12 protein-coding genes are annotated in these 14,443 nt (G+C 70.8%); 6 read left to right on the top strand and 6 right to left on the bottom strand.

Annotated features, from left to right (window positions below; translation table 11 throughout):
* Positions 1-180: 180 nt before the first annotated feature.
* The 6 genes from GQQ95_RS16095 to GQQ95_RS16070 form a co-directional block, all read right to left on the bottom strand.
* Positions 181-2,061 carry a bifunctional metallophosphatase/5'-nucleotidase gene (locus GQQ95_RS16095; protein WP_157428633.1) on the bottom strand — a complete coding sequence of 627 codons (1,881 nt, stop codon included), beginning with the start codon at positions 2,059-2,061 and terminating at the stop codon, positions 181-183.
* Positions 2,062-2,220: 159 nt separating this feature from the next.
* The gene (gene ilvC, locus GQQ95_RS16090) at positions 2,221-3,249 is read right to left on the bottom strand and encodes a ketol-acid reductoisomerase (protein WP_157428632.1); all 1,029 of its coding nucleotides are present in this window, start codon (positions 3,247-3,249) and stop codon (positions 2,221-2,223) included.
* A gap of 71 nt (positions 3,250-3,320) precedes the next feature.
* Entirely contained in the window at positions 3,321-3,830 is a 510-nt protein-coding gene (ilvN, locus tag GQQ95_RS16085; RefSeq protein WP_157428631.1) for an acetolactate synthase small subunit, read from the bottom strand.
* Between the two features lie 2 nt (positions 3,831-3,832).
* The gene (locus tag GQQ95_RS16080; RefSeq protein ID WP_157428630.1) at positions 3,833-5,635 is read right to left on the bottom strand and encodes an acetolactate synthase large subunit; all 1,803 of its coding nucleotides are present in this window, start codon (positions 5,633-5,635) and stop codon (positions 3,833-3,835) included.
* Between the two features lie 44 nt (positions 5,636-5,679).
* A complete protein-coding gene (gene ilvD / locus GQQ95_RS16075) occupies positions 5,680-7,374 on the bottom strand; it encodes a dihydroxy-acid dehydratase (RefSeq protein WP_157428629.1) in 1,695 nt (564 codons plus the stop codon).
* Between the two features lie 10 nt (positions 7,375-7,384).
* Positions 7,385-9,646: a bifunctional alpha,alpha-trehalose-phosphate synthase (UDP-forming)/trehalose-phosphatase gene (locus GQQ95_RS16070; RefSeq protein WP_212275517.1), complete on the bottom strand. Its 2,262-nt coding sequence runs from the start codon at positions 9,644-9,646 to the stop codon at positions 7,385-7,387.
* A gap of 152 nt (positions 9,647-9,798) precedes the next feature.
* On the opposite strand from GQQ95_RS16070, the gene GQQ95_RS16065 reads away from it, so the two are divergent.
* The 6 genes from GQQ95_RS16065 to GQQ95_RS16040 all read left to right on the top strand — a co-directional run bounded on the left by GQQ95_RS16065 (position 9,799) and on the right by GQQ95_RS16040 (position 14,443).
* Positions 9,799-9,987, top strand: coding sequence for a hypothetical protein (locus GQQ95_RS16065; protein ID WP_157428628.1), 189 nt, complete (start codon positions 9,799-9,801; stop codon positions 9,985-9,987).
* A gap of 130 nt (positions 9,988-10,117) precedes the next feature.
* Positions 10,118-10,558, top strand: coding sequence for a hypothetical protein (locus GQQ95_RS16060; RefSeq protein ID WP_157428627.1), 441 nt, complete (start codon positions 10,118-10,120; stop codon positions 10,556-10,558).
* Positions 10,559-10,708: 150 nt separating this feature from the next.
* Positions 10,709-11,368, top strand: a complete 660-nt coding sequence (locus tag GQQ95_RS16055) for a biotin transporter BioY (protein WP_157428626.1) — start codon at positions 10,709-10,711, stop codon at positions 11,366-11,368.
* On the top strand, positions 11,365-12,600 hold the full coding sequence (locus tag GQQ95_RS16050) for an ANL family adenylate-forming protein (protein WP_157428625.1): 1,236 nt from the start codon (positions 11,365-11,367) through the stop codon (positions 12,598-12,600). Before GQQ95_RS16055 ends, GQQ95_RS16050 begins: the two co-directional genes overlap by 4 nt.
* Positions 12,597-13,745: a thiolase family protein gene (locus GQQ95_RS16045; RefSeq protein ID WP_157428624.1), complete on the top strand. Its 1,149-nt coding sequence runs from the start codon at positions 12,597-12,599 to the stop codon at positions 13,743-13,745. The genes GQQ95_RS16050 and GQQ95_RS16045 overlap by 4 nt, the downstream gene beginning before the upstream one ends.
* Complete coding sequence (locus tag GQQ95_RS16040; protein WP_246205622.1) at positions 13,742-14,443, top strand: energy-coupling factor ABC transporter ATP-binding protein; 702 nt, start codon at positions 13,742-13,744, stop codon at positions 14,441-14,443. The genes GQQ95_RS16045 and GQQ95_RS16040 overlap by 4 nt, the downstream gene beginning before the upstream one ends.

Below are 14,443 nucleotides of genomic sequence, written 5' to 3'. Positions count from 1 at the left end.
GACAGGACGGCTCAGACGGGTTCCACGTCGCACAGGTCGAGCGTCCCGCCGAGGCGTGAACGCACTGAGACCTCCGCCCGAGTGCCGGGTGAACGTGCGGCGACGAGGCGGATCAGCGTGGCCCCGGATCTCGGGCGACGCGGAACGGCAGGGCCGACCTCAGCCGGCCCCGCCGCCCGATCAGAACACCGGCACGCCGTTGCGCACGAGCCGCCAGTTCTCCACGTGGAACTGCGCAGGATCGATCGTGCCCTGCGCGGACGCGTGGGCGACGATCGCCTCACGGATCGCGACCTGCGCGTTGTAGACCACCGGCGCCGTGGCGATGTGCGGGAATCCCCCGCCACCCGACTGGCGGTAGTTGTTCACCGCGACGAGGAACGCCTGGTCGGCGGCCACCGGCACGCCGGCATACGCCAGGCCCGTGATGCGCGAGCCGACCGGCTGGGAGAGGTCGACCGAGTAGTCGACCCCCGAGAACTGGTCGTAGTTGTAGTCGGGGGTGGTCGGCGAATCGGCGTTCGGCCATCGCGCATTCGTCCACGAGGCCGGCGCCACCGGGGCGTCGGGCGCGACCTGGACGAAGTACTTCGCGGAGAACTCGAGGTAGTCCTTGATCTGCGCGCCCGTGAGCACCGAGGCCATGAGCGTGTTGTCGTAGATGTAAAGTCCCGCGACGTCCTTGATCGTGACCGGTCCGGCGGGGAAGCTCGCGGCCCGGTTGAACGGTGCCGCGATGGAGATGATCGGCAGCGCCGCCTCGGGAGTGCCCGCGACCGCCGCGGCGACGGTGGCCGTCTGCACCTCGTTGACGTAGTCGAGGATGGCGGTGTCCTTCCAGCACGCCTCGGCGGCCGACATCGTCTCGGTCGAGTTCGCGACGGGCGTGTTCATGTAGGCGACGACGGCGTCGTGCTGCGAACGGACGAGCGCGACGAGGGCCGGGTCGTCGACGACGGTGTTCGTGTTCACCGTCATCGCCTTGCTCTTCGCGACCCGCCATGAGCCGCGGACGAACTCGAGATCCAGGTCGAACACGCTCACACGCTGGCCCCAGTTCTTCGGCTCGCTCATGATGACCCGCTTGCCGGTGCGCTCGTTGGTCACGAAGCGTTCGGGCACGTCGAGGTGGGCGTGGCCGAACAGGATGGCGTCGATGCCGGGGACCTGCGCGGCGACGAGCCCCGCGGCGTTCTCGACCGGCAGGTCGCCGGAGTACGAGGACGTGCCGCTGTCGCCCGAGTGCGCGCTGACCACGACGATGTCGGCGCCCTCGGCGCGCATCCGGGGCACCCAGCGAGCCGTGGCCTCGACGAGGCCCTGCACCTCGACCTTGCCCGCGACGTTCGCCTTGTCCCAGATCACGACGCCGGGATTGGTGAGGCCGAGCACGCCGACCCGGATCGGCGGGCGGCCCTTCACCTTCATGGTCTTGATCGCGTACGGACGGAACCTCGGCACCTTGGTGCCCGCGTGCACCGCGTTGGCGGCGAGCACCGGCGCGTCCATCTGCGAGATCCAGTGGTCGAGGAACTCCAGGCCGTAGTTGAACTCGTGGTTGCCGAGGGCGACGGCGTCGTAGCCGAGCGCGTTCATCTGCGCGGCCATCGGGTGGATGGCACCCGTCTCGGTCACGGGCTCGACCGTCGCGTAGTAGTAGCCGAGCGGCGTTCCCTGGATCGTGTCGCCGGCGTCGAACAGGAGCGTGCGATCACTCCCCCGGTCGGCACGGATCTGCCGGACGACGCTCGCGACGCGCGAGAGGCCGACGGCGTTGCCGGCGCTGTCGCTGTAGGTCGCGTCCTTGTAGTAATCCCAGTTGACGACGTTCGTATGCAGGTCGGAGGTGCCCATGACGGTGATCGTCACGGAGCCGTCCTTCGGGGCGGCCTGGGCCGCTCCCGGCCAGCCGGCAGCGGCGAGGACACCGGCGGCCGAGACGCCGGCGATGACGTTTCGTCGGGAGATTCCGGACCGTGCGGGCTCGACCTCGTCGTCGGGCACGGCGCACGAGCACCAGCGAGGGGTGGGTTCGGGTTGGTGATGCGAGAGTTGGCTCATGCCCAGATATGCGACCACATCAGGGCGGGCCGGGACAAGGCCCCCGGCCTGATTTCCTCGTGCTCATCCGAGCACGCGAACGGCGGGGCCGACCGAAGTCGACCCCGCCGTCTCGATGAAGTTCCCGTCACGCCTCCGCGCGCGGCAGGTCCGCTCGCGTCAGCGAGCGACCTCGCCGTCCACGTAGTCGTCGTCGTCGGAGGAGTTCCACGCGAAGAGCGCGCGCAGCTCGCGGCCGGTGACCTCGATGGGGTGCTGCTCGCCCTTGGCGCGCAGGGCCAGGAACTCGGGCGCCCCGGCGTCCTGGTCGGCGATGAACCGCTTCGCGAAGGCACCCGACTGGATGTCGTCGAGGACGGCCTTCATGTTCTCCTTGACGCTCGGGTCGATGACGCGGGGGCCGGAGACGTAGTCGCCGTACTCGGCCGTGTCGGAGACGGACCACCGCTGCTTCGCGATGCCGCCCTCCCACATGAGGTCGACGATGAGCTTCAGCTCGTGGAGCACCTCGAAGTAGGCGATCTGGGGCTGGTAGCCGGCCTCGGTGAGGGTCTCGAAGCCGTACTGGACGAGCTGCGAGACGCCGCCGCAGAGCACGGACTGCTCGCCGAACAGGTCGGTCTCGGTCTCTTCGGTGAAGGTCGTCTTGATCACGCCGGCGCGGGTACCGCCGATGGCCTTGGCGTAGGACTTCGTGAGCTCCCAGGCGGTGCCGGATGCGTCCTGCTCGACGGCGATGATGTCGGGGATGCCGCGGCCGGCGACGAACTCACGGCGAACGGTGTGACCCGGGGCCTTCGGCGCGACGAGGACCACGTCGATGCCCTCGGGCGCCTCGATGTAGCCGAAGCGGATGTTGAAGCCATGGCCGAACACGAGGGTGTCGCCCTGGGCGAGGTTGTCCTTGATGGACTCCGCGTAGATGTGGCGCTGGTACTGGTCGGGAGCGAGGATGACGATGACGTCGGCCCAGGCCGCGGCGTCGGCCACGGTCTTCACCTCGAAGCCGGCCTCTTCGGCCTTGGCGATCGACTTGGAGCCGTCCTTGAGGCCGATGACGACCTCGACGCCCGAGTCGCGGAGGTTCTGCGCGTGCGCGTGGCCCTGCGAGCCGTAGCCGATGACGGCGACCTTCTTCGCCTGGATGAGCGAGAGGTCCGCGTCCTTGTCGTAATAGATCTCAGCCATGTGCTGTTCTTTCTCCTTGTGATGGGGTTCTGGTCACGGTTGCCGAGACACTCGCCGCGGCATCCGCCGGTTCAGTTCTTGAAGACGCGTTCGGTGATCGACTTGCCGCCGCGACCGATCGCGAGCAGGCCGGACTGGGCGATCTCGCGGATGCCGTAGGGCTCGAGGACGCGCAGGAAGGCGGTGGTCTTGCCGGAGTCGCCGGTCACCTCGATGACGAGCGCGTCGGTCGCGACGTCGACCACGCGGGCGCGGAAGAGGTTCACGGCCTCGAGCACCTGCGAGCGCGTCGTGTTGTCGACGCGCACCTTGATGAGCAGGTGCTCGCGTTGCACCGACTGCGACTGGTCGAGCTCGACGATCTTGATGACGTTGATGAGCTTGTTCAACTGCTTCGTCACCTGCTCGAGCGGGAGTTCGTCGACGTCGACGACGACCGTGATGCGGGACAGCCCCGGAATCTCGGAGTGGCCGACCGCGAGGGACTCGATGTTGAAGCCGCGGCGGGCGAAGAGGCCGGCGACGCGCGTGAGCAGGCCGGGCTTGTCCTCCACGAGGAGGGACAGAACGTGGGTCGACATGGTCAGTCCTCCTCGCTGAAGGCCGGCGAGTGATCGCGGGCGTACTGGATGTAGCTGTTCGAGACGCCCTGCGGCACCATCGGCCACACCATCGCGTCGGCCGAGACGACGAAGTCGATCACCACGGGGCGGTCGTTGGTCTCGAGTGCGAGCTTGATGGCCGCATCGACCTCTTCCTCCTTCGTGACGCGGATGCCCAGGGCGCCGTAGGCCTCGGCGAGCTTCACGAAGTCGGGAACGCGCACGCTGCCATGACCGGTGTTGAGGTCGGTGTTCGAGTAGCGGCCGTCGTAGAACAGCGTCTGCCACTGTCGGACCATGCCCAGCGAGGAGTTGTTGATGATCGCGACCTTGATCGGGATCTCGTTCAGCGTGCAGGTCGCCAGTTCCTGGTTCGTCATCTGGAAGCAGCCGTCACCGTCGATCGCCCACACGTCTCGATGCGGTTCGGCGACCTTCGCGCCCATGGCCGCGGGGACCGCGTAGCCCATGGTGCCCGCACCGCCCGAGTTCAGCCAGGAGTTCGGGCGCTCGTACTTGATGAACTGCGCCGCCCACATCTGGTGCTGCCCGACGCCGGCCGCGAAGATGCCCTCCGGGCCGGTCAGCTCGCCGATGCGCTGGATGACGTACTGCGGCGCCAGGAGTCCGTCGGAGGGCTGCGAGAAGCCGAGCGGGAACTCCGAGCGCAGGCCGTCGAGCGTGGCCCACCATTCGGTCAGGTCGGGGGTGATCGTCGTCGCCTGCTCGCGATACGCGGTGACGAGATCGCCGAGCACGTCCTTCAGGTCGCCCACGATGGGAACGTCGGCCACGCGGATCTTGGAGATCTCGGCGGGGTCGATGTCGACGTGCACGACCTTGGCGTTCGGGGCGAAGAGTGCGGACTTGCCGGTGACGCGGTCGTCGAACCGCGCGCCGAGGGCGACGAGCAGGTCGGCCTCCTGCAGGGCGATCACGGCCGGGACCGTGCCGTGCATTCCGGGCATGCCGAGGTTCTGCTGGTGCGAGTCGGGGAACGCGCCGCGGGCCATGAGGGTCGTGACCACCGGCGCGCCGGTCGTCTCGGCGAGCTCGAGCAGCTCTTCGGATGCGCGCGAGCGGATGACGCCGCCGCCGACGTAGAGCACGGGCCGCTTGGCCTCGGCGAGCAGCTGCGCCGCGGCCGTGACCTGCTTGCCGTGCGCCTTCGTGATCGGGCGGTAGCCGGGCAGGTCGATCTTCGGCGGCCACGAGAACGCGAACGAGGCCTGCTGGGCATCCTTCGTGATGTCGACCAGCACCGGCCCGGGGCGACCCGTGGTCGCGATGTGCACCGCGGCCGCGATGGTGGCCGGGATCTCCCTGGGATCCTTGACGAGGAAGGAGTGCTTGGTGATCGGCATGGTGATGCCGACGATGTCGGCCTCCTGGAACGCGTCGGTTCCCATGAGGTTCGAGAAGACCTGTCCGGTGATCGCGAGCAGCGGCACCGAGTCCATGTGCGCGTCGGCGATCGCGGTGACGAGGTTCGTCGCACCGGGGCCGGAGGTCGCGATCGCGACGCCGAGCTTGCCGGTGGAGGACGCGTAGCCCTGCGCCGCGTGGCCGGCGCCCTGCTCGTGCCGGACGAGGATGTGCCGGAGCTTCTTGCTGTCGAGCAGCGGGTCGTAGACCGGGAGGATCGCGCCGCCTGGCAGCCCGAAGACGTCGGTGATGCCGAGCATCTCGAGCGAGCGGACGACCGCCTCGGCACCGGTGATCTCCACCGGTGCGTGCGACGGTACGAGGGCGGGCGATGGCACGGGCGTGGATTCCGTGGTCATTCGGTTCCTGTTCTGGTGAGCGTGTGTGCGGAGGATCGCAGCATTCAGCCCGTCGTGGCGCCTTCGGCGGCCGAGCGCACGAGCTTGGAGTACTTCGCGAGAACGCCTCGGGTGTAGCGCGGGGGAAGCGGAGCCCAGCCTTCACGGCGGGCAGCCAGCTCGGCATCGTCGACCAGTAGGTCGATGGAACGAGCTGCGATATCGACCCGTATCAGATCACCATCGCGCACGAAGGCGATGGGACCTGCGTCCACCGCTTCGGGTGCCAGATGGCCGATGCACAGTCCGGTTGTGCCGCCTGAGAATCGACCGTCCGTCAAGAGTAGTACATCTTTACCGAGGCCCGCGCCCTTGATGGCCGCCGTGATGGCGAGCATCTCTCGCATGCCGGGGCCTCCCTTGGGGCCCTCGTAGCGGATGACGACGACGTCGCCGGCCTTGATCTCGCCCGCGGTGAGGGCGTCCATCGCGGCGCGCTCGCGCTCGAACACCCGGGCGGGACCCTCGAACGTGGCCGCGTCGAAGCCGGCGGTCTTCACGACCGCGCCCTCGGGTGCGAGCGAGCCGTGCAGGATCGTGAGCCCGCCGGTCTCGTGGATCGGGTTGTCGAGCGTGCGCAGCACCTCGCCGTCGAGCGGCGGCAGGTTCAGCTCCTCGAGGTTCTCGGCCATCGTCTTGCCGGTGACCGTCATGACGTCGCCGTGCAGCAGGCCCGCGTCGAGGAGGGCCTTCATGAGCACCGGCACCCCGCCGCGGCGGTCGACGTCGTTCATGACGTACTTGCCGAAGGGCTTGAGATCGCCGATGTGGGGAACCTTCGCGCCGATGCGGTTGAAGTCGTCGAGCGTGAGGTCGACCTCGGCCTCACGGGCGATGGCGAGCAGGTGCAGGACGATGTTGGTCGAGCCGCCGAGCGCCATGCCCACGGCGATGGCGTTCTCGAACGCCTCCTTCGTGAGGATCTGCCGGGCCGTGATTCCGTGCTTCAGGAGATTCACCACCGCCTCGCCGGATCGGTGCGCGTAGTAGTCGCGGCGGCGGTCGGCCGAGGCGGGCGATGCGGAGCCCGGCAGCGACAGGCCGAGCGCCTCGGCGACCGACGCCATCGTGTTCGCCGTGTACATGCCGCCGCAGGCACCTTCGCCGGGGGCGAATGCGCACTCGATGCGGTGGGCGTCCTCAGCGCTCATGGTGCCGGCCTTGACCGCGCCGACGGCCTCGAACGAGTCGATGATCGTGATGTCCTTCTCGGTGCCGTCTGACAGGCGGACCCAGCCGGGCGCGATGGAACCGGCGTAGAGGAAGACGGAGGAGAGGTCGAGGCGCGCGGCTGCCATGAGCATGCCCGGGATCGACTTGTCGCAGCCCGCGAGCAGCACCGATCCGTCGAGGCGCTCGGCCTGCATGACGACCTCGACCGAGTCGGCGATGACCTCGCGCGACACGAGTGAGAAGTGCATGCCCTCGTGGCCCATCGAGATGCCGTCGGAGACGGAGACGGTGCCGAACTGGAGCGGGTACCCGCCACCGCCGTGCACGCCCTCCTTCGCGGCCTGCGCGAGTCGTGCGAGCGAGAGGTTGCAGGGCGTGATCTCGTTCCACGAGCTGGCGATGCCGATCTGGGGCTTGTCCCAGTCGGCATCTCCCATGCCGACCGCACGGAGCATGCCCCTGCTGGTCATGGCCTCGATGCCATCGGTGACGGTGCGACTACGCGGTTTTGGATCGAACTCCGACATGCCTCAGAGTCTATTGCCAGCGCGAGGCCCCTTCGGCCGCCGCCTCCCGTGCGGTGGCGAGGCGCTCGAGCAGCTCGGCGACGTCGTCGGGGTTGCGCACGCGGTACGGCGCGATCGACTTGCCCTGGCCGACCTTGACGCCGATGTCGCCCTCGTCGAGCGAGGCGAAGGCGTCCTCGTCGGTCACGTCATCGCCCACGTAGATCGCCGCGGTCGCCCGGGCGTGCTGGCGGAGGCGGATGAAGGACTCCCCCTTGTCGGTCGACCGGACGGCGAACTCGATGACCGACTTGCCCATCCGCACGGTCACGCCGCCGAGCTCGGCGGCGACGCGCTCGCGCGCCAGGAGTTGCATGGCTGCAGCGGCGCTGGAGGAGAGCCCGCGCGTGTGGAGAGCCAGACCGGCGGGCTTGTGCTCGAGCCGGGAGCCGGGCGTCTCCGCCGCGACCTGCTCAAGGATCCGGGTGAGCTGGTCGAGCTTCAGCAACTCGGCGTCGCGGAGGTCGAGCGTGATGGCGCCCGTGTCGAGCTTCAGCTCGACGCCGTGCGAGCCGCTGAGCAGCACGCCCTCGCCGGGTTCGGCGACATGCCCGAGGCTGTCGAGGGCACGCCCGGAGACGAGGGCGAGGCGAGTGTCGGGCGCGGCGACGAGTCGCGCCATCGCCGCTCGGGCCCGCTCGGTCGCCCGCGCCTCGTCGGGCTGGTCGACGAGCGGGGCCAGGGTGCCGTCGAAGTCGAGCGCGACGAGGAGCCGTTCGGTCTCGGCGAGCTCCTCGATCGCGCGCTGGAGGGGTTCGGTGACGCCCGCGGTGATGATGCCGGCGCCGGTCAGGGTCTCGAGGAAGCTCGCGGACCACTTCGCCACGTCGTTGTCGATCACGCGTCGTCGGAGGGCTCGCATGCGTCTCGTGCGCTCGCGCCGCGGCATCCGCACCGCCTCGACGATCGCGTCCTTCAACCCCTCGATGTCGTGAGGGTTCACGAGTACGGCCTGGCGCAATTCGTCGGAGGCCCCGGCGAACTCGCTCAGCACGAGCACGCCGTCGCCGTCGAAACGGCACGCGACGTACTCCTTCGCGACGAGGTTCATGCCGTCGCGGAGGGCGGTGACGAGCATCACGTCCGCGGCGAGGTACAGCGCGACCATCTCGTCGCGCGGGTAGCCGTGGTGGAGGTAGGCGATGGCCTGGTGGCCGAGCGTCGCGTAGTCGCCGTTCAGGCGTCCGACGGTGAGCTCGATCTCGTCGCGCAGCTGCCGGTAGGTCTCCACCCGCTCGCGCGACGGACTCGCGACCTGCACGAGCGTCACGTCCTCGACGTTCAGGCGGCCGTCGCGCAGCAGTTCGCCGAACGCCTTCATGCGGTGCCGGATGCCCTTGGTGTAGTCGAGGCGGTCGACCCCGAGGATGATCGTCTCGGGGTTGCCGAGGCTCTCCCGGATCTCCGCCGCGCGCCGTTGCACCTCGGGGCGGCGGGCCATCTCCTCGAAGCCGGCGGCGTCGATCGAGATCGGGAAGGCGCGTGCGACCACGCGGCGCACGTCGCCCTCGTTCGACGTGGCATCCGTGTCGGGCACGTCGATGACGGTGCCGTGCGTGCGGTAGCCGAAGAGGCGTCGCACCGCCCGGGAGAAGTTGCCGGCGTCGGCCACGCGCTGGAAGCCGATGACGTCGGCGCCGAGGAGCCCGTCGATGACCTGGCGCCGCCACGGCAGCTGCGAGTAGATGCCGTATGCCGGGAAGGGAATGTGGTTGAAGAAGCCGATGACGAGGTCGGGCCGGGACTCGCGCAGCATCTTGGGCACGAGCTGGAGCTGGTAGTCCTGCACCCAGACCACGGCGCCGTCGGATGCCGCCCGTGCCGCCGCCTCGGCGAACCGGCGGTTGACGCGAACGTACGCGTCCCACCATTCGCGGTGGAAGGACGGCGGCGCGATCACGTCATGGTAGAGCGGCCACAGCGTGTCGTTGGAGAAGCCCTCGTAGTACTCCTCGAGCTCCGATTCGCTGAGCGGCACGGGGATGATCGAGATGCCGTCGTGCTCGAACGGGTCGAACTCGCGGTCGGCGACGCCCGCCCAGCCGATCCAGGCCCCGTCGGCGGCGCGCATGACGGGCTCGAGCGCGGTGACCAGTCCCCCGGGCGAGCTCTTCCAGCCGATGCCGCCATCGGGCTGCTCCTCGTAGTCGACCGGAAGCCGGTTCGAGACCACGATCATGTCGTAGGCGTGGTCGACGTACAGGTCGTCGGGGTCCTGGTGAACGGGGTTCATGCGACGGGAGTCCCTTCTCGCGTTCGGATTTCAGGCTAACAGTGGCGCGACGCGAACCGCGGGCTGCGGCATCCGTGCCTATAATTCGCGCTGCTGTCAAGGGGCGGCGGATGGCTCGCGCCGGGCGCCCGGCGGACGGTAGCGTGGCGGGCATGCGCAAGTACCTCTTCAGCGGAGCAGTCCTCGGTGCGATCATCAGCGGAGTGGGCGTGGTGCGAGCCACCGCCTCGGGTCCGCGCGACTGGCGGCTGCTGCTCATGTGGGTCTCGTGGGCCGCGACCCTCGCGATCGCCATCGGCACGGTCGCCGAGGACGCCCGCGACGGCGAGTTGATGGACTGAGCACCCGCTAGCATCGGGAAGTCCGCCGTTCCCGGCGTGTTCACCGGCATCCCGCGCCCCTTGGGCTGAGACTGGATGCAGTTCGCACGGCCCGAACCGTGCGATCCGGATTCCAGGAGAGGGGCCACCGATGTTCCGCCGTTGGCGCAGAGCGAGGCTTGCCGCACAGGCCTCGGCGCATGCCGCCGCCAAGCCGCCGCGCCCCACCGCGGCCGACCTGCGCGGCGAACACCTCTTCGAGCTCCTGAACGCGAAGCTGTCGGAGTTCATCGGCCCCAACGGCTCGTGGTCGCTCGTGCGCCGCGCCGAGGGCGACACCGATCGCATCTTCGACGCGGTCATCACGCATCAGATCTCCGCCGAGCTGACCCGGGCCGTGCTCGATGAACGCGACGCCGTCGCCGTCGTCGTGCCGGCCGAGGCCGAGCCGCTCGCCCTGAGCTGGGAGCCCGCTCCCCTCGTGGTCTGGGCCGAGCCCGCCGCCGAGGAGCACACGACGGATGTCGCAACCGAGGCGCAGCACGAGACGCCGATCTACGCCGAGCACGAGTTCGAGGCTCGCGCGGCCTGAGGTCGTCGAGCCGAGCGCTCGGCCTCGAACGCGCTCGTCCAAAATCGCGTGCGGTTTCTTGTACCGCGATCCGAGCGGGGCGGGGCGCGCCTTTCGTAGCGTGATGGATGAGCCGTCCGGCTCGACACCGTCATGATCCGAGGGGCACCGATGACCGCCACCGAGAGCACCACCGGCCCCACTGGGGCCGCCCCCGAGACCGCACGCCCGAGGCGTCGCAGCACCGCGACCGACCTCGCCCAGATCGCCGTCTTCGCCGCCCTCATCGCGGCGCTGGGCCTGCCCGGCGCGCTCTACCTCGGCGGAACCGCCGTGCCGATCACCTTCCAGACCCTCGGGGTCATGCTCGCCGGCGCGATCCTCGGTGCGCGCAAGGGGTTCCTCGCCGTGCTCCTGCTCATCGCCCTCGTCGCGGCGGGCCTGCCCCTGCTGTCGGGCGGTCGCGGCGGGCTCGGCGTGTTCGTCGCCCCGTCGGTGGGCTACCTGCTCGGCTGGCTGCTGGGCGCGGCGGTCATCGGTTGGGCGACCGCGAGGCTCCTTCCGAGGTACCGGATCCTGCCCGCCCTCCTCTGGACGGCGCTCGGCGGCATCGTGGCCGTCTACCTCATCGGCGTGCCGGTGTTCGCCGCCATCACCGGGACCCCGCTCGGTGCCGCCGCGACCGCCTCACTCGTCTTCCTGCCTGGCGACCTGGTGAAGGTCGTCGTCACGGTGCTCGTGGCGAAGGGTGTGCATCGCGCCTGGCCCGGCCTCATCGAGCCGAAGGCGTGGCCGTGGGCGCGCCGCAAGGCGGTCGACGCATCGGCATGAGCGACTGGCTGGGCGGTTCGCCGCGCGACGTCGCCCTCGACTTCGGGGGCGACGCGATGCGCTACGCCGAGCTCTCCGCTGCGGCGTCCTCCGCCGAGCTCCCCCCCGGCGACGGCCTGGTCGCGTGCCCGCCCGACCTCGAGGCGTCGGCCCTCGTCGTCCGAGTGCTCGCTGCGCTCGACCGGCGGCGCCCGGTGCTCGTGGGCGGAACGTCGGACCACGCCGACCGGCTGGCCGGGGAGCTTCCGGCGGGCACCGAGCTCGCGCTGCTGACGTCGGGCTCCTCCGGCGGCGCCCCTCGCGTCGTCGCACGGACGAACGAGTCCTGGCTCGCCTCCGCCGACGCCCTGTCGGAGCTCGCCGGCATCGGATGCGGTGACCGCGTCGCGGCGACCGGTCCGCTGCACGTGTCGATGCACCTCTACGCGGTGCTGCACGCGCTGCGGCTCGGCGCGACCGCGACGGACGGCCTCTCCGGCGCCACCGTCGCGCACGCGACGCCGACGAGGCTCGCGCGCCTGCTCGGGAACCGGGACTGCCCGCCATCGGTCGTCGTCGCGGGTGCGGCGCTCTCCCCCGAGCTGCGCGAACGTGCCGGAGGCCGCGGCATCCGCCTGACCGAGTACTACGGTGCCGCCGAGTTGTCGTTCGTGCTCGGCGGCCGCGACGGCGACCTGCGCCCGTTCCCCGGCGTCGAGATCGACGTGCGTCGCGCCGGCGCAGCGACGGGCGATTCCGCCGGCGAGCTCTGGGCGAGGTCGCCGTACCTCGCGCTCGGCGTCGTCGGCGGTGGGATGCTGCGACGCGACGAGCGCGGCTTCGCGACGGTCGGCGACCTGGTCGAGCCCTCGGGCGCCGGCGGATGGCGCGTGCTCGGCCGGGGCGACGCGGCGATCACGACCGCGGGCGCCACCGTGCTCGCCGAGCAGGTCGAGGCGCGCATCCTGGAACTGCCCGGCGTCCTCGCCGCGGGCGTGGTCGGCGAGCCCCACGACCTCCTCGGCGAGCGCGTCGCCGCCGTCGTCGAGCTCGCCGACGGGACCTCCGTCGACGAGGTCGCCGCAGCCGCGAGGTCCCGCCTCACGCCGGCCGAGCTCCCCCGGCGCTGGTACGTGGCCCCGGTGCCGCAGACGACCTCGGGCAAGGTCGCCCGTGGCGAGTTGCGGCGTGCCGTCGACGAAGGCCGGCTCGAGGCATCCGCCCGCGTCATGGCCTCGGGAGGCGACGCATGACGGAGGCAGCGCACGATGAGGGTCCCGTGATCGTCGCCGCACGCCGCACGGCGATCGGCACGGCGGGCAGGGGCTTCGCCGCGCACACGGTCGACGCGCTGGCGGCCCCGGTCCTGGCCGACGTCGCCCGCCTCGTCGCACCGGCCGGCGTCGCGATCGACGACGTGGTGCTCGGCAACTGCATGGGTCCGGGCGGGGATGTCGCGCGGGTGAGCGCGCTCCGGGCCGGCCTCGGCGCGGAGGTTCCCGGTGTCACGGTCGACCGCCAGTGCGGATCGGGCCTGGACGCCGTGATGCAGGCGGCATCGCGCGTCCGCGCCGGCGATGCCCGGCTGGTGCTCGCCGGCGGCGCCGAGTCCGCCTCCACGGCGCCCCATCGCCTCTGGCCCGGCACCGGTGAGCGGTACGCGCGCGCCCCGTTCGCGCCGCCCGGGCTGCCCGACCCCGACATGGGCCCGGCCGCCGACGCGCTCGCGGCCGTGACGGGCATCACGAGGGTGCGCCAGGACGCCTGGGCCGCGCGCTCGCATCGGCTCGCGGCATCCGCTCGCGATGCGGGCAGATTCGACGGCGAGATCGTGGCCGTCGACGGCGTCCACCGCGACGACCGCCCCCGGGCCGGCATGGATGCGGCTCGGCTCGCGCGGTTCGAGCCGGCGTTCTCCGCGCGCGACGATGCGACCGTGACCGCCGGCAACTCGTGCGGGTTCTCCGACGGCGCAGCGGCCATGGCCGTGACGACCGGGCGGATCGCGCGCGAACTCGGGCTCCCGGCGCTTCGCGTCCGCGCCTCCGCGCTCGCGGGCACCGATCCCGCACTCCCGGGCCTCGGCGCGGCACCCGCGGCACGGGCGGCACTCGCCCGCGCGGGGCTCTCCGCCCGCGACCTCGGCTTCGTCGAGATCACCGAAGCCTTCGCCGCCCAGGTCCTCGCCGTCGTCGACGACCTCGGACTCGACGAGGACCTCGTCAGCGCCGACGGCGGCGCCATCGCCCTCGGCCATCCGTGGGGGGCATCCGGCGCGGTGCTGCTCGTCAGGCTCGCCGCGCGCATGACCGCCTCGGACGACCCGCGTCCCGGACTCGCGGCGTGCTCGATCGGCGGCGGCCAGGGCGTGGCGATCATCGTGGAGCGAGTCGCATGAGCGCGGCCGGCACGGCGATGGGCGAGATCGTCTTCGAGGGCGTGAGCCACGACTTCGGCGACGAGCGCGTGCTCGAGGACGTGTCGCTCGTCCTGCGCGAACGACGGGTGGGCATCGTGGGCGCCAACGGCTCCGGCAAGTCCACCCTCGCGCGCATGATCAACGGGCTCGTCACTCCGACGGTCGGGCGCGTCGTCGTCGACGGCCTCGACGTGTCGCGCCGCGGGCGTGAGGTGCGACGCCGAGTCGGCTTCGTGTTCACGAACGCCGACAACCAGATCGTCATGCCCACGGTGCGCGAGGACGTCGCGTTCACGCTTCGCCGACACCGGCTCGAGAAGGCGGATGCCGCGGCCCGCGTCGACGCGGTCCTCGAGCGCTTCGGCCTCACCGACCTCGCCGATCGCCCGGCCCACCGACTCTCCGGCGGCCAGAAGCAGCTGCTGGCCATCGCCGCGGTGCTCGTCGCCGAGCCGGCGATCGTCGTCGCGGACGAGCCGACGACCCTCCTCGACGCCAGGAACGCCCGGCGCATCGCCGCGACCTTCGAGGCGCTCGACGAGCGGCTCATCGTGGTCAGCCATCACCTGGAGCTGCTCGAGGACTTCGACCGCGTGATCGTCATGGAGGGCGGGCGCGTCGTCGCCGACGACGTTCCGGGTATCGCCCTCGAGGCGTACCGGGCGCTGATCGCGTGA

This window comes from Agromyces salentinus (genome assembly GCF_009749395.1).
Taxonomy (GTDB): domain Bacteria; phylum Actinomycetota; class Actinomycetes; order Actinomycetales; family Microbacteriaceae; genus Agromyces; species Agromyces salentinus.
The sequence above is the reverse complement of the archived record's forward strand: the minus strand, read 5'-3'. Positions and strand labels throughout refer to the sequence as shown.

Bases quoted from the DNA above. Each gene is read 5' to 3' on its own strand.
- GQQ95_RS16050 (WP_157428625.1), top strand. From the start codon at position 11,365: ATGAGCGACTGGCTGGGCGGTTCGCCGCGCGACGTCGCCCTCGACTTC.
- GQQ95_RS16065 (WP_157428628.1), top strand. From the start codon at position 9,799: ATGCGCAAGTACCTCTTCAGCGGAGCAGTCCTCGGTGCGATCATCAGC.
- GQQ95_RS16080 (WP_157428630.1), bottom strand. From the start codon at position 5,635: ATGACCACGGAATCCACGCCCGTGCCATCGCCCGCCCTCGTACCGTCG.
- ilvC (WP_157428632.1), bottom strand. From the start codon at position 3,249: ATGGCTGAGATCTATTACGACAAGGACGCGGACCTCTCGCTCATCCAG.
- ilvN (WP_157428631.1), bottom strand. From the start codon at position 3,830: ATGTCGACCCACGTTCTGTCCCTCCTCGTGGAGGACAAGCCCGGCCTG.
- GQQ95_RS16045 (WP_157428624.1), top strand. From the start codon at position 12,597: ATGACGGAGGCAGCGCACGATGAGGGTCCCGTGATCGTCGCCGCACGC.
- GQQ95_RS16070 (WP_212275517.1), bottom strand. From the start codon at position 9,646: ATGAACCCCGTTCACCAGGACCCCGACGACCTGTACGTCGACCACGCC.
- GQQ95_RS16095 (WP_157428633.1), bottom strand. From the start codon at position 2,061: ATGAGCCAACTCTCGCATCACCAACCCGAACCCACCCCTCGCTGGTGC.
- GQQ95_RS16060 (WP_157428627.1), top strand. From the start codon at position 10,118: ATGTTCCGCCGTTGGCGCAGAGCGAGGCTTGCCGCACAGGCCTCGGCG.
- ilvD (WP_157428629.1), bottom strand. From the start codon at position 7,374: ATGTCGGAGTTCGATCCAAAACCGCGTAGTCGCACCGTCACCGATGGC.
- GQQ95_RS16055 (WP_157428626.1), top strand. From the start codon at position 10,709: ATGACCGCCACCGAGAGCACCACCGGCCCCACTGGGGCCGCCCCCGAG.
- GQQ95_RS16040 (WP_246205622.1), top strand. From the start codon at position 13,742: ATGAGCGCGGCCGGCACGGCGATGGGCGAGATCGTCTTCGAGGGCGTG.